This is a genomic window from Massilia rubra, from assembly GCF_011682065.1.
In the GTDB taxonomy this organism is placed as follows: domain Bacteria; phylum Pseudomonadota; class Gammaproteobacteria; order Burkholderiales; family Burkholderiaceae_D; genus Telluria_A; species Telluria_A rubra.
The window spans coordinates 470,813-488,118 of the sequence record NZ_VUYU01000001.1 but is presented as its reverse complement, the minus strand read 5'-3'; the positions used below and the strand labels follow the sequence as shown (position 1 = coordinate 488,118).

Genomic DNA, 17,306 nt, shown 5'->3' with positions numbered 1-17,306 from the left:
AGATTGCGCCGAACGCGCGGCTGCGGATGACTTGAGCGGGCGCAAACGCGGGCTTGAACGGCTGAACCCGGCTCGTCCCGGCGCTGTCTGACATACAGCGATCAGGAGGAACCATGGACAACCATGAACGTTTGCAAGAAAGCGGCGGCGCGCCGGACAGTTGCCGGGCAGCGGAAGCGGACGCGATGCTCAGCGTCAGCGTGCCGCCGGGGCTGCGCGCCATCTTCCACGTCTGGGCGCAGGAGTGCGACCCGGCGCCGATGCTGCCGCGCGGCGGCGACACGCAGGCGCTGGTGGCGGCCTACGTGCGCCTTGGCGCGGCGGCCGGGGCCACGCCGGTCGAGCGCGAACTGCTGGTGCGGGTGTACGTGAATGCGGCGCTCAATTGCGAGTTTGCGCTGTGGACCGAACTGCGCCATGAAGCGGCGACGGTGCTGCGCTGGCTGGCGCCGATCGTCGTCGGCGACCCGTTTCTGCGCGCGCGCGTGGCGCAGGTGTGGCCGAGCCGGCCCTGAGCGCGGCTGGTTTTAACGGAGTTTAATAGACCAGCTTGACCGCCACCAAGGTGAGGGTGGTTGCCAGCAAGCCGCGCAAAAAGCCTTCCGGCACCGATTTGGCGATCCAGGAACCGAGGGTGATGCCTGGCAGCGAGCCGATCAGCAGCATGGCGAGCAAGGCCCAGTCGATCGAGCCGAGCCACCAGTGGCCGAAGGCGGCAATCGCGGTCAGCGGCACGGCGTAGGCGATGTCGGTGCCGGCCACTTCCGCCGGCGTCATGCGCGGGTACAGCATGACCAGCAAGGTCGCGCCGATGGCGCCGGCGCCGATCGAGGAGACCGTGACCAGCACGCCCAGCAGCGCGCCGGAGACAATAGTGGCGGCCGCCAGCGCCCTGCCCTGCAACTGGCGCTCGGGCCTGGCGTTGATCCAGGCCAGCATCTTGCCTCGGAACAGCAGCGCAATCACGGTCAGCATGACCGAGCCGGCGATGGAGTAACGGATGATCTGGCCGATTTCCTTGTCGAGCGCGCCGAATTGCTTGAGCGCGAAGGTGGCGGCCACGGCGGCCGGCAAGGCGCCGAAACAGAGATGGCGCACGATATCCCAGCGCACGGTGCCGCGCAGGCGGTGGGTAAACGCACCGGCCGACTTGGTAATGGAGGCGAACGCAAGGTCGGTGCCGACGGCGACCGAGGGCGGCACGCCGAACAACAGCGTGAGCAGCGGCGTCATGAGGGAACCCCCGCCGACACCGGTCATGCCGACCAGCAGGCCGACGGCAAAACCTGAAACGATATACGTAAGTTGCATGAATGAGCCCCTGGAATACCTTCAGGGTATAGGGACTCAGCCGTGATTCAAACAACGGAAAGCTTATTTGCTTATGCGTTTCAGGGCGGCGTGGTGAAAATGGTAATGCCGGGGAGTCCTTTCCGCCACTGGCGGACAGGACTTCCCCGCGCAGGGCAGCTTACTTGTTCGGCTGCGGCGTCACGCGCAGATACGCGCGCTCGGCGGTGTAGCCTTTCGGATACTTTTGCTTGATCAATTCCGGGTCTTGCACGCTCAGCGGGATAATCACATCGTCGCCATCGCGCCAGTTGCCGGGCGTGGCCACGGTGTAGGCATCGCTCAGTTGCAGGGCGTCGATGACGCGCAGCACTTCGTCGAAGTTGCGCCCGGTGCTCATCGGATAGGTGATCGACAGGCGGATCTTTTTCTTCGGATCGATCACGAACAGCGAGCGCACCGTGGCCGTGGCCGACTGTTCCGGGTGGATCATGTCGTACAGGGCGGCCACCTTCTTGTCGGCATCGGCGATGATCGGAAAGCCGACCACGGTTTTTTGCGTCTCTTCAATGTCCTTGATCCAGGTTTTATGCAGGTCGGCCGGATCGACCGACAGCGCAATGGCTTTCACGTTGCGCTTGTCGAATTCAGGCTTGAGCTTGGCAGTCAGGCCGAGCTCGGTGGTGCAGACGGGCGTGAAATCGGCCGGGTGCGAGAACAGCACCACCCACGAGTTGCCAGCCCATTCGTGAAACTTGATCGTTCCCAGCGAAGAATCCTGCTCGAAATCGGGAGCGGTATCGCCCAAACGTAAACTCATTGTGATCTCCAATCGTTCATCGAAAGTTGTTCGAAAGTTATAAGCGGATGTCAATCATGCCGAAAAGGCCAGCGTCCTATTGTGCGCCAATTCGCCCAGGCGCTGCAAATACTTGTAACCGGCCGGCCAGTCGCCCAGGCCTGAGTCGGCATTGATGTGTCCCAGCCGGCCCTGCTCGATCAGCTCGCTGCCCCAGCGGCGTGCCCACAAGGCCGCGTGTGGCGCGCTCATCCACGGATCGTTGGCGCTACTGACCAATATGCTAGGGCAATCGAGCGACAGCGCGGGCAGGCGCTCGGCCACACCGAATTTGTCGGGATCGGCCGGCGCGACCAGCAGGGCGCCGGCCACGCCGTCGCTGCTGCGGGCGATGCTGTGCACCGCTGTCAGGCAGCCGAAACTGTGCGCCACCACCAGCGCGGGACGCGGATCGGATCGGCGCACCTGGTCCAGCCGCGCCGCCCAGGCCTCCAGGTCGGGCTGGTCGAAATCATCCTGGCGCACGCGCACGAATTCCGGGTGCAGGCGCTGCCAGCGCGACTGCCAATGGCCCGGTCCGCTGTCATGCAGTCCACTGACCACGATTACTTGAAAATGGGGAAAGAGTTCCGTCATGGCGCCACCTCCTGGAACACCAGAATACGGCCCGATGCGGCGAAAGCGAAGGAATCGTTTCGCGGTTCGATATGCGGCCCGCGCATAAGGCGGGCCGGCTTGCGACAATCAGCGCACTAGCGCAGTGGACTAATAGAAGCGGTTGAACAGCACCACCGCCCACGAGGCCACGGCGATCATGACCGCCAGCATCACGGCGGCGCTGCCGAAATCCTTGGCATTCTTCGATAGCGGATGGCGTTCGAGCGAGACGCGGTCGACCACGGCTTCGATGGCCGAGTTGATCAGCTCGACGATGAGCACCAGCACCAGCACGGCGATCAGGAACAGTTTCTGGAAGGAAGAAATTGGCAACAGCAGGGCGATGACGGTGCCGATAACGACCAGGAACAGTTCCTGGCGGAAGGCATGCTCGCTTGCCCAGGCCGATTTGAAGCCATCGATCGAATAGCCGGTCGCCGCCACGATGCGTTGGAGGCCGCTTTTGCTCTTGAATTCACTGACAGGCTCGGTCATGGAGTCTCTTCAAAAAAACAGGTAAAACGCATTATGCCCCGCCCCGCCGCCGCTGCGCCATCTTTGCCGCGCCGCAAAGGGAAATTGCCAATCCTTTTCACATTGTGGTATAAAGTACGGACATATACTGCACTGCACCAACCACATCATGAAAATCGACACCGTTGAAGCGCCCAAAACCTCGATCCAGGTCATCGAGCGCATGGTGGCCTTGCTCGACGCGCTGGCCAACTATACCGATCCGGTCAGCCTGAAAGAATTGTCCAAGGTGTCCGGATTGCATCCATCGACTGCGCACCGGATCCTGAACGACATGGTCATCACGCGCTTCGTGGACCGGGTGGAACCCGGCACTTACCGTCTCGGCATGCGTTTGCTGGAGCTGGGCAATGTGGTGAAAAGCCGGCTGTCGGTGCGCGAAGCGGCGCTCGACTACATGCGCTCGCTGCACAAGAAGACCCAGCAGACCATCAACCTGTCGGTGCGCCAGGGCGACGAGATTGTGTACATCGACCGCGCGTTTTCGGAGCGTTCCGGGATGCAGGTGGTGCGCGCCATCGGCGGACGCGGCCCGCTGCACCTGACCTCCACCGGCAAGCTGTTTTTGTCGGTGGATGAACCGAAGGCGATCCGGGCGTATGCCACGCGCACCGGGCTGGCCGGGCATAACAAGAATTCGATTACCGACCTGGGCAAGCTGGAACGCGAGCTGAGCGTGGTCAGGACGCGCGGTTATGCGCGCGATAACGAAGAGCTGGAACTGGGCGTGCGCTGCATGGCGGCGGGCATCCATGACGATTCGGGCAAGCTGATTGCCGGCTTGTCGATTTCAGCGCCGGCCGATCGCTTGCAGGAAGAATGGCTGGAGGACCTGGTGAGCACGGCGAGCCAGATTTCGGCGACCCTGGGGTATACCGGGCCGGTATAGTGTCATTTCTGCCATTGGCAGAAATGACTTCCCGCGCAGGGCCAGGCGCCCCCGCGGCAATGACGGTTCACTGGCTACTTCACGACAAACCGGGCGGGCGCAAGCCCTCCAGCCAGCGCCGCATCCGTCCCGCATCGGCGGTGCGCGATTGCTTGCCCTTCGAATCCAAAAACACCATGATCACGGCGCGGCCCTGGATCACGGTCTGCATCACCAGGCAGCGCCCCGCTTCGTTAATGAAGCCGGTCTTTTGCAAGCCGATATCCCAATCCGGCATCGCGACCAGATAGTTGGTATTGTTGTAATGCATCAGCCGGTCGCCCGCATCGACGGTCGATTTCGGATCGGTCGAATACTGGCGCAGCAGCGGCTGGTTGTAGGCGAACATGGCCAGCTTGGCCAAATCGCGCGCGCTGGCCACATTGCGGCTCGACAGCCCGCTCGAATCGACATAGCGCGTATCGTTCATGCCCAGCTGGCGCGCCTTGGCATTCATGGCTTCGACAAACCCCGCCACGCCACCCGGATAATTGCGCGCCAGCGCAGCCGCCGCCCGGTTCTCCGAACTCATCAGCGCGATATGCAGCAAGTTGGCGCGCGTCATCCTGGAACCGACGCGCAGGCGCGAACTGGTGAATTTTTCGTGATCGACGTCGTCCTCGGTGATGTTGAGCACCTCGCCCATATCCTGCTGCGCTTCGACCACGATCAGGCCGGTCATCAACTTGGTGATCGAGGCGATCGGCAAGGCGATATTCGCGTTCTTTTCGAACAATACCTCGGCATTGTTCTGGTCGAGCACGAAGGCCACGTTGGATTTGAGGTCGAGCGGGTCGGACGTCTGGTTCAGGCCGGCACGGTCGCCGGCGCTCTGGCGCGCCCGTTCGGGCAGCGAGGCGGCGACGATCACGCGCTGGTACACAACCTTGCGCTTGCCGCGCACCATGACGGTACGGCGCACCATGGTGTTGCGGCTCTCGGCGACCACGCGGGGAGCGACTTCGCGCCGTTTGAAGCGCGACTTGCCGACGGCCTGCTTCTTGACCTTGCCCGCACTGACCCCGGCCTTGGCTTTGGCCTTGACCTTGGCCTCGACCGGCGGGGTGAAAGCGAACAGCAGGGAAGCGATAGCGCCCAAGACAAACTTATACATCTGAATTCCTTTGAAGCGAGCTGACCTTTATATCGCTGAAGTCTAGCAAAGTACTCAGCAATCGCAAACGAATTTGACATTCGGAGGAAGTCTTGTGCCGGGCTACAACGTCGTAGCCAGGGCGCTCCTTGCGTCCGTCACAGTGTACGCGTTTATTCCATGAAGCGAACAAAGCTTGCCACAGGTTCGCGCGCGGTCACCAGGGTGTTCTCGATCTTGTCCGGATCGGCGAACCCGAGCGCCATGCCGCACACCAGCATCTCGGTGGGGGGCAGCTGGAGATGCTCGGCAATGACCTTGTGATACGGGGTAAATGCCGCCTGCGGACAGGTATCGAGCCCGCGCCCGCGCGCGGCGACCATGATGTTTTCAAGGAACATGCCGTAATCGAGCCAGGAGCCCTGCTCCAGCACCCGGTCGATGGTGAAAATCAGCCCCACGGGCGCATCGAAAAAACGGTAGTTGCGGCCGAACTGGGCGTGCATGCCGGCCTTGTTGTCGCGCTCCAGGCCCAGCAGCGAATACAGGTCCAGGCCGACCTTGCGGCGCCGCTCGATGTAGGGCGAGGTCCATTCGCGCGGGTAATAGGGATACTCTTCCACATGCTGGCGGGCCAGTTCGGGATCGTTGTGGACCGCCAAAATGGCTTGCGACAAGCTCTCCTTGGCCTGGCCGGTCAGCACCGTGACCTTCCATGGCTGGATATTGGTGCCGGACGGCGCGCGCGCGCTCACGGCCAGGATCTGCGCGATATCTTCGCGCGCGACCGGGGTCGGCAGGAAGGCACGGATCGAACGGCGCGAGCTGATCGCGGCGTCCACGATGGTTTGTTCTTTGCTAACCAACATTGTTTCTCCTATTTTTTGACAACACACACCACACCGATGACCGCCACCAGCATCCCGGCCACGCCGAGCCAGCTGAAGGCTTCGCCGAACATCAGCCAGGCCATGACGGCCGTGGTTGGCGGCGTCAGGTACAGCAGGCTGGTCACCTGGGTCGCATCGCTGCGGCGGATTAACTGAAACAGCAGGAAGATGGCGCCGATCGAGAGCGCAAACACCGACCACATCCACGCGCCGATGAAACGCGGCGTCCACGTGATGCTGCTGAGCGACCAGTCGAGCCCTTCGAACAGGATCGCGACCGGCAGCAGCACCGCCACGGTCGAGGCGAACTGGATCACGGTACCGGTGCGCAAATCGAAACGCGGGCAAAAATGCTTCTGGTACATCGTACCAGCGGTAATCGACAGCAGCGCCAGCACGCAAAAGCCGATCGCCAGCGGCGACAGGCCGACCAGGGTGATCTTGGCATACACCACCAGCGCCACGCCGGTCAGGCCGAACAGCAGGCCCAGCCACTGGCGCGGGCGCACCGTCTCGCCGATCAGGGGAGCGCAGGCGGCGGTGAGGATCGGTTGCATGCCGACAATCAGGGCGGTCACCCCCGCCGGCATGCCGAGCTTGATGGCGCACCAGACGCCGCCGAGGTAGCCCGCCTGCAACAGCAAGCCGGCCACGGCGATATGGCCGATGCTGCCTTTCGGCCACGGCGCCTTCCAGATCAGGACGATGGGCAACAGCACCACCAGCACCGCCGCGCAGCGCAGCAGCAGGAAGGTCAGCGGTGGCGCGTACGGCAGGCCGAACTTGGCCACGATGAAGCCGGTACTCCACAACAGCACGAAAAACACGGGCATCGGTGACAGCCAGGGCGCACTGTGGCGCGGCGCAACATTTTTAAACGTTTCGTTTGACATATATCAAGGGTTGCGCTCGACGTCAAAACGTCAAGGCGCCGTATCAACAGGTTGGACAGCGCGAACCGCGAGTCTAGCATGGGCCTCATTGCCATGTTATCAAGGCCGGTTTTGTCTATGACAGCGTGGCCGCCGGCTGGCTGAAAACCATGCCGCCGGCGCTGTGCGGACCGGCTATTTCCATTGATCACGAGAGATTTGTGCACTGCACAAGATTCGCTTGACTCTGGTCGAGAAATCATTAAAATAGACTTTGTTGCGCTGCACAATCCTATTGTTCAGCCTTGGCTTGACAGATTTTTCTGCCTCACCGGTTCAACGCAGCATTTATCAACAATACTATTAATCAATATTTGGAGAATATATATGTTTGCAATCCCTGAGCAGTTTTCGAACGCCACCAAAGCTAACTTTGAATCGCAGTTTGCGCTGTACTCGTCGCTGACGACGAAGGCCTTCGAAAGCATTGAAAAGCTGGTCGAGCTGAACATCACCGCTGCCAAGGCAACGCTGGAAGAGTCCTCGATCGCTACCAAGCAACTGCTGTCGTGCAAAGACCCACAAGAATTTTTCTCGCTGACCGCCGCCCAGGCTCAGCCAAATGCTGAAAAAGCGATGTCGTACAGCCGCCAGCTGGCTGCAATCGCTACCGGCACCCAGGCTGAGTTTTCGAAAGCCGCCGAGTTCCAGATCGCCGAAACCAACCGCAAGGTGATTTCGCTGGTTGACGAAGTCAGCAAGAATGCTCCTGCCGGTTCGGAAAACGTGGTTGCCGCGATCAAGGCATCGATCGGCAACGCCAACGCCGGCTACGAGCAGATGAGCAAGACCGCCAAGCAAGCTAAAGAAGCCATGGAAACCAATGTGAACGCAGCGGTATCGCAGTTCACCCAGGCTGCACAGAACGTTGCTGCACGTACCACCGCCAAGCGTTAATCTGGCGCTGTTGTCGTGAAGTAAAAAACCCCGCTCTGCGGGGTTTTTTTATGGGTGGTGCAATCGTGCGCGCACGCTGCACCGTCTTGTATGACGTAAAAAGTACGTCCCCGGCGCTTACTCCTCGCCCAGGTAGGCCGCCTTCACGCGCGGATCATGCAGCATGTCCTGCGCGTTGCCGCCCATGATGATCGCGCCGGAATCCATCACATAGCCGCGATTGGCCGCTTCCAGCGCCAGTTTCGCGTTCTGCTCCACCAGCAGCACCGTGATCCCCTGCTTGTGCACGTCGCGGATGACTTCGAAAATCTTTTCCACCATGATCGGCGCCAGGCCCATCGACGGCTCGTCCAGCAGCAACAGGTTCGGATGGCTCATCAAGGCGCGCGCCATCGCCAGCATCTGCTGCTCGCCGCCCGACAAGGTGCCCGCCATCTGCGCCGCGCGCTCTTTCAAGCGCGGAAACACCGTGAACCACTTTTCCACATCGGCATCGATCCCGGCCTTGTCATTGCGCGTGTAAGCGCCCATCAGCAGGTTTTCGTGGATCGACATGCGCGTGAACACGCCCCGCCCTTCCGGCACCATGGCCAGTTTCTGCTGTACCAGCTCGAACGACTTGCTGCCCTTGAGCGAGGCGCCCATGTAGCTGATCGTGCCCTCGACCTTGCAGTCTGGCAAAGTGCCGGTGATGGCTTTCAGGGTGGTGGTCTTGCCGGCGCCGTTGGCGCCGATCAGGGTCACCAGCTCGCCCTTGTTCACTTCCAGGTCGATGCCCTTGACGGCCTTGATGCCGCCGTACGCCACCTTCAAGCCCTGGATCTTCAGAATATTGTCGCTCATGCGTGAGCACCTCCCAGGTAGGCTTCGATCACTGCCGGATTTTTCTGTATGTCGGCCGGTAAGCCTTCCGCGATGGGTTTGCCGTATTCGAGCACGGTGATGCGGTCGCACAGCCCCATCATCAGCTTGACGTCGTGTTCGATCAACAGCACGGTCTTGCCTTCGTTCTTGATCTTGATGAGCAACTCGCGCAGCGCCAGTTTTTCGGTCGCGTTCATGCCCGCGGCCGGTTCGTCGAGCGCCAGCAGTTGCGGATCGGTGGCCAGCGCACGCGCGATTTCCAGGCGGCGCTGGTCGCCGTACGACAGGAATTTGGCGGTGCGCTTGGCAAACGCGCCAATGCCGACAAAGTCGAGCAACTCCTGCGCGCGCGCGCGGATCGCCGCTTCTTCGAGGCGCGCCGCCTTGTGCCGGAATACCGCGCCGAACACGCCCTGGTGGGTGCGCACGTGGCAGCCGACCATCACGTTTTCGAGCGCCGTCATCTCGCCGAACAGGCGGATGTTCTGGAAGGTACGGGCAATGCCGGCCTTGGCCACCAGGTGCGGGGCCGACGGCGAATACGGTTTGCCGGCCAGCGCGAAGGTGCCGGTATCGGGCTGGTACAGCCCGGTGATCACATTAAAGAAGGTGGTCTTGCCGGCGCCGTTGGGGCCGATCAGGCCGTAAATCTGCCCGCGCATGATCTTGATGCCGACGTTGGTCAGCGCTTGCAAACCGCCGAAGCGCTTGTTCACGCCTTCGATGTGGAGAATGACTTGTTCGCTCATCTGGATATCCTCACGCCGCCATCAGGCCGGCAACTCGCCGCTTTTGTTGGTCTCGGCGGCATCTGGCCGGTCTTCGTGCTTCGGCGACGGCCACAGGCCGGCCGGACGGTTGAGCATGATCAATACCATCGCCAGGCCATACAGCAACTGGCGCAGCACTTCCGCTTCGATCAGGACCTTGCCGAACAAGGTCATCTGCAAGGGTTCCACCACGTGGCGCAGCACTTCCGGCAAGGCCGCCAGCAGGATGCCGCCCATGATCACGCCCGGAATGTGGCCGATACCGCCCAGCACCACCATCGCCAGCACGGCAATCGATTCGGTCAGCGAGAACGATTCGGGCGACACGAAGCCCTGGAACGAGGCGAACATGGCGCCGGCCACGCCGCCAAACGAAGCGCCCATGGTGAACGCGAGCAGCTTGACGTTGCGGGTGTTGATGCCCATGGCCTTGGCCGCGATTTCATCTTCGCGGATCGCCACCCAGGCGCGTCCCAGGCGCGAGTGCTGCAGGCGCGAAGTGATGAACACGATGGCGATGCACAGGAACAAAAACAGGAAGTAGTAAGCGTTCACTGACGGCATGCCGTAGCTGCCGATGAAGACGGTCGCCTTCGAGCCCGGCTCGCCAGCGAGCGAGACGCCGAAAATGCGGATCGGATCGATCAGGTTGATGCCCTGCGGACCATTGGTGAAGTTGATCGGGTCGTTCAGGTTGACCATGAAAATGCGGATGATCTCGCCGAAGCCCAGGGTCACGATGGCCAGGTAGTCGCCGCGCAGCTTGAGCGTGGGCGCGCCCAGCAAGGCGCCGAACAAGCCGGCCGTGGCCGCCGCCAGCGGCACGATCAGCCAGACCGACAGGTGGATCCCGCTCTCCCTGATTTCCGGCCCCATGATCGCGACCAGCCATTCCCCGAACACCGGAAACTGGTTGACGACCGATTCGAGCAGGGCGGCAAATTGCGGCGAGGCCAAGAGGCCCGTCATGTAGGCGCCCACGGCAAAGAAAGCAATGTAGCCGAGGTCGAGCAGGCCGGCGAAGCCGACCACGATGTTCAGGCCCAGCGCCAGCATGATGTACAGCAGGGCCATGTCGACGATGCGCACCCACGAGTTGCCGAACTGCTGGGCAACGAAAGGGAAGATCAGCAAAGTCAGCAGCAGCGCCACCATGCTGATGCGGGCCTGGCGCGGGTGGGTTTCAAAATTGAATGAGAGCAGAGCCATGATGTTCCTTTTCTGTGCTCAGGCACGGTCGGCGACGCGCTCGCCCATGATGCCGGATGGCCGGATCGTGAGCACGATGATCAGGACGACAAAGGCGAAAATATCCTGGTAGTGACTGCCCAAAAAGCCGCCGGTGGCCGCGCCGATGTAACCGGCGCCGAGCGCTTCGATCAGGCCGAGCAGGATGCCGCCGATCATGGCGCCGTAAATATTGCCGATGCCGCCCAGCACTGCGGCCGAGAAGGCTTTCAGGCCGGGCAGGAAACCCATCGCGAATTGAATCGAGGAATAGTTGGCACCCCACATTACACCGGCCACCGCGGCCAGCGCCGCGCCGATGGCAAACGTCGCCACGATGACTTTATTGGAGTCGACCCCCATCAAGCCGGCCACGCGCGGATTTTCGGCGGTGGCGCGCATGGCGCGGCCCATCTTGGTTTTTTCGACCAGCAACACCAGCGCGCCCATCGACATGCCCGCCAAGGCCAGCAGCAACACCTGGGTCTGGGAAATCACGGCGCCGCCGATATGGATCGGTTCGCTCGACAGCAGTTGCGGGAAGGACAGCGGGCTGCGGCCCCAGATCATCATCGAGAACGTGGTGAGCAGGGTCGAAATGCCGATCGCGGTGATCAGGGGCGCCAGGCGCGGCGCGTTGCGCAGGCGCCGGTAGGCGACCCGCTCGATGAGGATATTGACGATCATGCACACCGGAATGGCGCCGATGATGGCGATGGCCAGGTCCACATACCCGGGCAGGCCGGGCGCGACGATCTCGAGGCCCTTGAGGATCGACAAGCCCACCATGGCGCCGATCATCAGTACGTCGCCGTGGGCGAAGTTAATCAGGTTGAGCACCCCATACACCATGGTGTAACCCAGCGCGACCAGGGCATACATGCTGCCGAGCACAAGGCCGTTGATAATTTGTTGGATAAAGGTATCCATGATGACCCCGTTTCAATTCGATCTAACAAAAACGGCACCCGGGGAAACCCCCGTAGTGCCGCTCCTGGCCTGACGCCGCTTGTACACTTCGCTGTCCCTGGCCACGGGACCGGCGGTTTTTCATGTCTTTGCTGCAACCGCGCGTCATCAGAACGAACATGACGTCCCGATGACAACATCTGAGCGTCAACATCATAACGAGGTTTAGAAAAAACTAATATCGGAAAATCATACGTGTTCCGAATTTAATTTTGACAAACGGCCATGCTTTGGGTTATGCAACCCCGACCTTGATACCGTCTAGTCCCTTGGGCAAGGGGAAGGTGACATGCTCTTCCACGCCATCGAGTGCGCGCACGCTGCGCGCGCCGAGTTCCTTGAGGCGGTCGATGACAGCCTGGACCAGCACTTCCGGCGCCGAGGCCCCGGCGGTCACGCCGATGCGCAGCTTGCCGACCAGCCATTTCGGATCGATCTGCGAGGCGTTGTCGACCATGTAAGCGGGGGTGCCCTTCTTTTCCGCCACTTCGCGCAGGCGGTTCGAATTCGAACTGTTGGGGCTGCCGACAACGATCACCACGTCCACCTGGGGCGCCATGAACTTGACCGCTTCCTGGCGGTTGGTGGTGGCGTAGCAGATGTCGCCCTTTTTCGGCTCGATGATGTTCGGGAATTTTTCCTTGAGCGCGGCGATGATATCGGCCGTGTCGTCCACCGACAAGGTGGTTTGCGACACGTAGGCCAGCTGGTCGGGCGTCTTCACTTGCAAGGTGGCCACGTCGGCCACGGTTTCGACCAGGTGCATGCCCTCCTCGGTCTGGCCCATGGTGCCTTCGACTTCCGGATGGCCGTCGTGGCCGATCATGACGATCTCGCAACCCTGGCGCCGCATCTTGGCGACCTCGACGTGCACCTTGGTCACCAGCGGACAGGTGGCGTCGAAGATGGTCAGCCCGCGCGCTTCGGCTTCGGCGCGCACCGCTTTCGAGACGCCGTGGGCGGAAAACACCAGGGTGTTGCCGGCCGGGACATCGTCAAGCTCCTCGATGAAGATCGCGCCCTTGTTGCGCAAGTCCTCGACCACGTAGGCGTTGTGCACGATTTCGTGGCGCACGTAGATCGGCGCGCCGAATTGTTGCAGGGCGCGCTCGACGATTTCGATTGCGCGGTCGACGCCGGCGCAAAAACCGCGCGGCTGGGCCAGGAGAATTTCGCTGTCCATGATGAACCTCTTTGTCTTATTTAAACAACGTTCTGTACAACAGTTATATGTATGACGACAATCAAAGTACCGAAATCAGGCGAACTTCGAATTGCAGCGACTGGCCAGCCAAAGGATGGTTGAAGTCGAACGTCACCGCGTCCTCGCCGAACTGGCGCAGCACGCCGGCGAAACGGCCGCCGCCCGGTGCGGCGAAGTCGACCAGGTCGCCCACTTTATAGTCGGCGCCGGGGGCGGAATTCTCGTCCAGGGTGGCGCGCGAGACATCGCGCACCAGCTCCGGGTTGCGCTCGCCGAAGGCTTGCGCCGGGGCCAGCTGGAAGGTCTGGTGCGTGCCTTCAGGCAAGCCCATCAGGCAGGTTTCGAGGAAAGGCGCGAGCTGGCCGCTGCCCATCATCAGGGTGGCCGGGTTGCCGGCGAAGGTCGTGATCAGATCGGCGCCGTCTTGCGTGGCCAGGCGGTAGTGCAGGGTCAGGTAGGCCGATTCGGTGACGACGGCGGGGGTGGTAGTGGACATGGTCGGTATCGAGGCGTGCAAAGCGACATTGTAAGCCACCGTGGCCCGAACGGTCTCGCTTGCCCGCATTTGATTGCAGGCAAGTGCGCAAGCCGGGCGACTGCTCAGCAGCCGCAGCTGAAGCTGTAGCTGTCATTGCCGAGCACTTTCCAGGTCCCGTTGATGTTGACCAGCACCAGGCGGTACCAGCGCTGCGCCGGCGCGGCGTGGGCCATCGAGGCCAGCAGCGCGATTCCTGATAGGGCGATTATGCGCATTCAACCATCCGTCGATTTCAAAATGCCTTCCAGGTTCCCGCCGATTGTCATGGCGGGATCAGTAAGGCGCGCCTCGGCACGCCGATAATGGCCTGTCGTGCTGCGATCCGAGCAGCGGAGCGAATGCCCGCGTCGATCGTCGCTCGCCTGACGCTCGCCATGTTGCAATTTTAACATTCAATTGGAGACACGATGGGAATCAAGGACTGGCCCGAGCAGCAGCGTCCGCGCGAGCGGCTCATCAGCGAAGGGGCGGCGGCGCTGTCCGACCCGGAATTGCTGGCCGTCTTCCTGCGCGTGGGCGTGCGCGGCAAGAGCGCGGTCGAGCTGGGGCGCGACCTGCTGTTGCGCTTCGGTTCGATCAACGGCCTGTTCGGCGCCAGCCTGCTTCAATTTTCGACGGTGCACGGCCTGGGGCCGGCCAAGTTCGCGCAATTGCAGGCCGTGATGGAGCTGGCCCAGCGCGCCATCGGCGAGCGGCTCGAAAGCGGCGAACTATTGAACTCGCCGGAAGCGGTGCGTCAATACCTGCGCATGCAGCTCGGCCGCCAGCCGCACGAATCCTTCCTGGTGCTGTTCCTGGACGTCAAAAATCGTCTGATCGCCTGCGAGGAAATGTTCCGCGGCACCTTGACCCACACCAGCGTCCACCCGCGCGAGGTGGTGAAGGCGGCACTGGCGCGCAACGCGGCCAGTATCTTGCTGGCGCACAACCACCCGTCCGGTGCGCCCGATCCGAGCGAAGCCGACCTGTTGCTGACCCGTTCTCTGGTGCAAGCCCTGGCGCTGATCGATGTACGCGTGCTCGATCACTTCGTTGTCGCAGGCCCACATGTGCATTCGTTCGCCGAGCACGGACAGATATAGCCACCGTGAAGGTCGCACCCGCGCGATCCGGCGAGCATCCACGAATGTTAAATTTTGAAGAAGATCATAAGACACAATTGTTTTTCACAAGTCGTTGATTTAACTTCGCTTTTCACGCTATACTCTTGTTTTTCCAATTTTGGATATATTCAAGGAGTGCGCTATGGCACGTGTTTGCCAAGTAACTGGCAAGGGCCCGATGGTTGGTAACAACGTCTCCCACGCTAACAACAAAACGAAACGTCGTTTTTTGCCTAACCTGCAAAACCGTCGTATTTTTGTGGAATCGGAAAACCGCTGGGTCTCCCTGCGCCTGTCCAACGCCGGTCTGCGCGTAATCGACAAAGTCGGCATCGATGCCGTGCTGGTCGACATGCGTGCCCGTGGCGAAAAAGTTTAATTAGGGAGCTATCATGGCAAAAACTGGCCGCGACAAAATCAAGCTGGAATCGACCGCAGGTACGGGTCACTTCTACACCACCGATAAAAACAAACGCACGATGCCTGCTAAAATGGAGATCATGAAGTTCGATCCTAAAGCACGCAAGCACGTGATGTACAAAGAAACCAAGATCAAGTAATCCGCGATCCCGATTTCAGTACCAGAAGAGCCGCCACGCAAGTGCGCGGCTCTTTTGTTTTCTGAGGCTCTTTTGTTTTATGCGGCGTCGCCTTGCGCGTCGATGCGCGCGCGCAGACTGGCCACAAGGCCGTCGGCGGCGTCTTCAATATAGTCGAGGACCAGTTCGAAACCATCGATGTCGCCCCCGTACGGATCGGGCACCACGTCCGCATCCGAACGGGTGGCGAACTGCATCAGCAGGCCGATTTTGTGGTGGTACTGCGGCGGACAGGCGCTTTTGAGCATGGCGATGTTCTGCAGGTCCATGCCATAGATATGATCGAAGTTCTCGAAATCGGCCAGGGTAATCTGGCGCGCGCGCTGGTTCGTCAGGTCGATGCCGCGACGGGCGGCGTGATCGCTCGAACGCGGGTCGGGCGCGTGGCCGATCCGGTAGTTCGAGGTGGCGGCCGAATCGATCAGCAGGAAAGGGTCGAGTCCGGCGGCGCTGGCGCGGCTGCGGAATACCCCTTCGGCGGTCGGGGAACGGCAGTAATTGGCCATGCAGACGAACAGGATGGCGATTTTCTTGGTCATGGGCTTACCCTTCGATGATAAAGCGGCCGGCATTGCGCCTGCGGCTGTAAACTGCAAAACCGTCATTCCCGCGCAGGCGGGAATCCAAGCTCCTTCGCGTACCGGAGGGGCCTTGGATTCCCGCCTGCGCGGGAATGACGGTCTGTGAGTCTGGTGGCTGAAAAGACGCGTGCTATGCGTAACTGCGCAGGCGCAGCGAGAATTCCTGCAGCGATTTGATGCCCGACGCTTCGGCGCGGGTGCACCAGTCCTGCAACTGTTGCAGCAACTGGTCGCGCGTGAAGTGCGAGCGTTCCCAGATCGCGCCCAGTTCCACGCGCATCTGGTGCATCGTTTCCAGCGCTTTGCTGTGCTGGAACAACTCGATCAACTGCTGTTTCTGCGGATCCTCCAGCTTGCCCGGCTCACGCTGCAACAGCTTGCGCGACGATTTCAGGAAGCGTGCTTCCAGCTCGGCCTTGTGCTTCAGATGCTCGAACTCCTCGCGCCAGGCTTGCTTGACCGATTTGGCGTATTTGGCCATCACGTCATAACGGTTGGCGATCACCGACTGCAAGGTTTCCAGGTCGGCCACCGTCTTGCCAGGCTCGAAAGCCGGCTTCGGCGCCACTTTCTTCACCTTGGCCAGGCCCAGGGTTTCCAGCACGCGGATATAGAACCAGCCAATATCGAATTCGTACCATTTCGACGACAGCTTGGCCGAGGTGGCAAAGGTGTGGTGATTGTTATGCAGCTCTTCGCCGCCGATCAGGATGCCGAACGGGATGATGTTGGTGGCCGCGTCGGAGCAGTCGTAATTGCGATAACCCCAATAGTGGCCAATACCGTTGATGATGCCGGCAGCGGTAATCGGAATCCATGCCATCTGGATCGCCCAGATGGTCACGCCGATCACGCCGAACAAGGCAAAATTGATGACCAGCAGCGCTGCCACGCCCTGCCAGCTGAAACGGGTATACAGATTACGCTCAATCCAGTCGGTCGGCGTGCCGTGGCCGTACTTTTCCATCGTTTCCAGGTTTTTCGACTCGGCGCGATACAGCTCGGCGCCTTCGAACAAGACTTTGCGGATGCCGCGCGTGACCGGGCTGTGCGGATCTTCGGCGGTGTCGCATTTGGCGTGGTGCTTGCGGTGAATCGCGGCCCACTCCTTGGTGACCTGGCCCGTGGTCAGCCACAGCCAGAAACGGAAGAAATGACTCGGAATCGCATGCAGGTCCAGGGCGCGGTGCGCCTGGTGACGGTGTAAATAGATGGTGACGCTGGCAATCGTGATATGCGTTACGATCAGCGTGTAAATCACGACTTCCCAGCCGGACAGGCCAACCAGGCCGGTCGACATAAACTCAAGCACAGCGTTCAAGGTGGTGCTAAACAAATTCATTCCCGCTCCAAAATGGTGATCGTTGGCATCTCGACCATGCCGCATGGAAACGATCGAGTGAGCCATTTTACGACGATACCGTACCGCAC

Annotated in this window: 22 protein-coding genes; 6 read left to right on the top strand and 16 right to left on the bottom strand. The window is 61.1% G+C overall.

Translation table 11 applies throughout. The annotated features are described in order from the left end of the window. Positions 1 to 113: 113 nt before the first annotated feature. Entirely contained in the window at positions 114 to 515 is a 402-nt protein-coding gene (locus F0185_RS02115; protein WP_167221112.1) for a hypothetical protein, read from the top strand. Positions 516 to 537: 22 nt separating this feature from the next. Here the strand turns inward: F0185_RS02115 and F0185_RS02110 are convergent, their stop codons facing one another. The 4 genes from F0185_RS02110 to F0185_RS02095 form a co-directional block, all read right to left on the bottom strand. Further along, positions 538 to 1,311, bottom strand: a complete 774-nt coding sequence (locus tag F0185_RS02110) for a sulfite exporter TauE/SafE family protein (protein WP_167221110.1) — start codon at positions 1,309 to 1,311, stop codon at positions 538 to 540. A 160-nt stretch (positions 1,312 to 1,471) separates the two neighbouring features. Further along, positions 1,472 to 2,110, bottom strand: coding sequence for a peroxiredoxin (locus F0185_RS02105; RefSeq protein WP_167221108.1), 639 nt, complete (start codon positions 2,108 to 2,110; stop codon positions 1,472 to 1,474). A 54-nt stretch (positions 2,111 to 2,164) separates the two neighbouring features. Next, positions 2,165 to 2,725, bottom strand: a complete 561-nt coding sequence (locus F0185_RS02100) for an RBBP9/YdeN family alpha/beta hydrolase (RefSeq protein ID WP_167221106.1) — start codon at positions 2,723 to 2,725, stop codon at positions 2,165 to 2,167. Between the two features lie 129 nt (positions 2,726 to 2,854). Beyond that, on the bottom strand, positions 2,855 to 3,241 hold the full coding sequence (locus F0185_RS02095) for a diacylglycerol kinase (RefSeq protein ID WP_166896715.1): 387 nt from the start codon (positions 3,239 to 3,241) through the stop codon (positions 2,855 to 2,857). 148 nt (positions 3,242 to 3,389) lie between these two features. On the opposite strand from F0185_RS02095, the gene F0185_RS02090 reads away from it, so the two are divergent. After that, a complete protein-coding gene (locus F0185_RS02090; RefSeq protein WP_167221104.1) occupies positions 3,390 to 4,169 on the top strand; it encodes an IclR family transcriptional regulator in 780 nt (259 codons plus the stop codon). 79 nt (positions 4,170 to 4,248) lie between these two features. On the opposite strand, the gene pbpG is transcribed toward F0185_RS02090, so the two are convergent. The 3 genes from pbpG to F0185_RS02075 all read right to left on the bottom strand — a co-directional run bounded on the left by pbpG (position 4,249) and on the right by F0185_RS02075 (position 7,024). After that, positions 4,249 to 5,322 carry a D-alanyl-D-alanine endopeptidase gene (gene pbpG, locus F0185_RS02085; protein ID WP_167221102.1) on the bottom strand — a complete coding sequence of 358 codons (1,074 nt, stop codon included), beginning with the start codon at positions 5,320 to 5,322 and terminating at the stop codon, positions 4,249 to 4,251. A 152-nt stretch (positions 5,323 to 5,474) separates the two neighbouring features. Next, a complete protein-coding gene (locus tag F0185_RS02080; protein ID WP_167221100.1) occupies positions 5,475 to 6,170 on the bottom strand; it encodes a nitroreductase in 696 nt (231 codons plus the stop codon). Between the two features lie 8 nt (positions 6,171 to 6,178). After that, a complete protein-coding gene (locus F0185_RS02075; protein ID WP_229476664.1) occupies positions 6,179 to 7,024 on the bottom strand; it encodes a DMT family transporter in 846 nt (281 codons plus the stop codon). Positions 7,025 to 7,450: 426 nt separating this feature from the next. On the opposite strand from F0185_RS02075, the gene phaP reads away from it, so the two are divergent. Next, entirely contained in the window at positions 7,451 to 8,020 is a 570-nt protein-coding gene (phaP, locus tag F0185_RS02070; protein WP_166896724.1) for a TIGR01841 family phasin, read from the top strand. A 117-nt stretch (positions 8,021 to 8,137) separates the two neighbouring features. Here the strand turns inward: phaP and F0185_RS02065 are convergent, their stop codons facing one another. The 7 genes from F0185_RS02065 to F0185_RS02035 form a co-directional block, all read right to left on the bottom strand. After that, positions 8,138 to 8,863 carry an ABC transporter ATP-binding protein gene (locus tag F0185_RS02065; protein WP_166896726.1) on the bottom strand — a complete coding sequence of 242 codons (726 nt, stop codon included), beginning with the start codon at positions 8,861 to 8,863 and terminating at the stop codon, positions 8,138 to 8,140. Beyond that, entirely contained in the window at positions 8,860 to 9,633 is a 774-nt protein-coding gene (locus F0185_RS02060) for an ABC transporter ATP-binding protein (RefSeq protein WP_167221096.1), read from the bottom strand. Before F0185_RS02060 ends, F0185_RS02065 begins: the two co-directional genes overlap by 4 nt. Before the next feature lie 21 nt (positions 9,634 to 9,654). Next, positions 9,655 to 10,863 (bottom strand): ABC transporter permease subunit, encoded by a 1,209-nt coding sequence (locus F0185_RS02055; protein ID WP_166896729.1) that lies wholly within the window; start codon positions 10,861 to 10,863, stop codon positions 9,655 to 9,657. Between the two features lie 18 nt (positions 10,864 to 10,881). After that, positions 10,882 to 11,811, bottom strand: coding sequence for a branched-chain amino acid ABC transporter permease (locus F0185_RS02050; RefSeq protein ID WP_166896731.1), 930 nt, complete (start codon positions 11,809 to 11,811; stop codon positions 10,882 to 10,884). A 274-nt stretch (positions 11,812 to 12,085) separates the two neighbouring features. Continuing rightward, positions 12,086 to 13,033, bottom strand: coding sequence for a 4-hydroxy-3-methylbut-2-enyl diphosphate reductase (ispH, locus tag F0185_RS02045; protein ID WP_187362412.1), 948 nt, complete (start codon positions 13,031 to 13,033; stop codon positions 12,086 to 12,088). Positions 13,034 to 13,094: 61 nt separating this feature from the next. Further along, positions 13,095 to 13,550, bottom strand: coding sequence for an FKBP-type peptidyl-prolyl cis-trans isomerase (locus tag F0185_RS02040; RefSeq protein WP_167221094.1), 456 nt, complete (start codon positions 13,548 to 13,550; stop codon positions 13,095 to 13,097). Positions 13,551 to 13,654: 104 nt separating this feature from the next. Next, on the bottom strand, positions 13,655 to 13,807 hold the full coding sequence (locus tag F0185_RS02035) for a hypothetical protein (protein WP_167221092.1): 153 nt from the start codon (positions 13,805 to 13,807) through the stop codon (positions 13,655 to 13,657). Positions 13,808 to 13,999: 192 nt separating this feature from the next. Here F0185_RS02035 and radC point away from each other — a divergent pair, with 192 nt between their 5' ends. The 3 genes from radC (at position 14,000) to rpmG (ending at position 15,255) form a co-directional block, all read left to right on the top strand. Then, entirely contained in the window at positions 14,000 to 14,674 is a 675-nt protein-coding gene (gene radC / locus F0185_RS02030; RefSeq protein ID WP_167221090.1) for a RadC family protein, read from the top strand. 163 nt (positions 14,675 to 14,837) lie between these two features. Next, positions 14,838 to 15,074: a 50S ribosomal protein L28 gene (gene rpmB, locus F0185_RS02025; protein WP_054264245.1), complete on the top strand. Its 237-nt coding sequence runs from the start codon at positions 14,838 to 14,840 to the stop codon at positions 15,072 to 15,074. Between the two features lie 10 nt (positions 15,075 to 15,084). Further along, complete coding sequence (gene rpmG, locus F0185_RS02020) at positions 15,085 to 15,255, top strand: 50S ribosomal protein L33 (protein ID WP_197422130.1); 171 nt, start codon at positions 15,085 to 15,087, stop codon at positions 15,253 to 15,255. 77 nt (positions 15,256 to 15,332) lie between these two features. On the opposite strand, the gene F0185_RS02015 is transcribed toward rpmG, so the two are convergent. Next, on the bottom strand, positions 15,333 to 15,833 hold the full coding sequence (locus F0185_RS02015; protein ID WP_167221088.1) for a low molecular weight protein-tyrosine-phosphatase: 501 nt from the start codon (positions 15,831 to 15,833) through the stop codon (positions 15,333 to 15,335). 172 nt (positions 15,834 to 16,005) lie between these two features. Beyond that, a complete protein-coding gene (locus tag F0185_RS02010) occupies positions 16,006 to 17,217 on the bottom strand; it encodes a DesA family fatty acid desaturase (protein WP_166896743.1) in 1,212 nt (403 codons plus the stop codon). Positions 17,218 to 17,306 lie beyond the last annotated feature (89 nt).

Excerpts from the sequence above, each read along its gene's own strand:
- F0185_RS02110 (WP_167221110.1), bottom strand. The coding sequence starts at position 1,311 with ATGCAACTTACGTATATCGTTTCAGGTTTTGCCGTCGGCCTGCTGGTC.
- F0185_RS02060 (WP_167221096.1), bottom strand. The coding sequence starts at position 9,633 with ATGAGCGAACAAGTCATTCTCCACATCGAAGGCGTGAACAAGCGCTTC.
- F0185_RS02065 (WP_166896726.1), bottom strand. The coding sequence starts at position 8,863 with ATGAGCGACAATATTCTGAAGATCCAGGGCTTGAAGGTGGCGTACGGC.
- ispH (WP_187362412.1), bottom strand. The coding sequence starts at position 13,033 with ATGGACAGCGAAATTCTCCTGGCCCAGCCGCGCGGTTTTTGCGCCGGC.
- F0185_RS02075 (WP_229476664.1), bottom strand. The coding sequence starts at position 7,024 with ATGCCCGTGTTTTTCGTGCTGTTGTGGAGTACCGGCTTCATCGTGGCC.
- F0185_RS02105 (WP_167221108.1), bottom strand. The coding sequence starts at position 2,110 with ATGAGTTTACGTTTGGGCGATACCGCTCCCGATTTCGAGCAGGATTCT.
- F0185_RS02050 (WP_166896731.1), bottom strand. The coding sequence starts at position 11,811 with ATGGATACCTTTATCCAACAAATTATCAACGGCCTTGTGCTCGGCAGC.
- F0185_RS02010 (WP_166896743.1), bottom strand. The coding sequence starts at position 17,217 with ATGAATTTGTTTAGCACCACCTTGAACGCTGTGCTTGAGTTTATGTCG.
- F0185_RS02080 (WP_167221100.1), bottom strand. The coding sequence starts at position 6,170 with ATGTTGGTTAGCAAAGAACAAACCATCGTGGACGCCGCGATCAGCTCG.
- F0185_RS02040 (WP_167221094.1), bottom strand. The coding sequence starts at position 13,550 with ATGTCCACTACCACCCCCGCCGTCGTCACCGAATCGGCCTACCTGACC.
- F0185_RS02090 (WP_167221104.1), top strand. The coding sequence starts at position 3,390 with ATGAAAATCGACACCGTTGAAGCGCCCAAAACCTCGATCCAGGTCATC.
- pbpG (WP_167221102.1), bottom strand. The coding sequence starts at position 5,322 with ATGTATAAGTTTGTCTTGGGCGCTATCGCTTCCCTGCTGTTCGCTTTC.
- radC (WP_167221090.1), top strand. The coding sequence starts at position 14,000 with ATGGGAATCAAGGACTGGCCCGAGCAGCAGCGTCCGCGCGAGCGGCTC.
- phaP (WP_166896724.1), top strand. The coding sequence starts at position 7,451 with ATGTTTGCAATCCCTGAGCAGTTTTCGAACGCCACCAAAGCTAACTTT.
- F0185_RS02115 (WP_167221112.1), top strand. The coding sequence starts at position 114 with ATGGACAACCATGAACGTTTGCAAGAAAGCGGCGGCGCGCCGGACAGT.
- F0185_RS02015 (WP_167221088.1), bottom strand. The coding sequence starts at position 15,833 with ATGACCAAGAAAATCGCCATCCTGTTCGTCTGCATGGCCAATTACTGC.
- F0185_RS02055 (WP_166896729.1), bottom strand. The coding sequence starts at position 10,863 with ATGGCTCTGCTCTCATTCAATTTTGAAACCCACCCGCGCCAGGCCCGC.
- F0185_RS02100 (WP_167221106.1), bottom strand. The coding sequence starts at position 2,725 with ATGACGGAACTCTTTCCCCATTTTCAAGTAATCGTGGTCAGTGGACTG.
- F0185_RS02035 (WP_167221092.1), bottom strand. The coding sequence starts at position 13,807 with ATGCGCATAATCGCCCTATCAGGAATCGCGCTGCTGGCCTCGATGGCC.
- rpmB (WP_054264245.1), top strand. The coding sequence starts at position 14,838 with ATGGCACGTGTTTGCCAAGTAACTGGCAAGGGCCCGATGGTTGGTAAC.
- F0185_RS02095 (WP_166896715.1), bottom strand. The coding sequence starts at position 3,241 with ATGACCGAGCCTGTCAGTGAATTCAAGAGCAAAAGCGGCCTCCAACGC.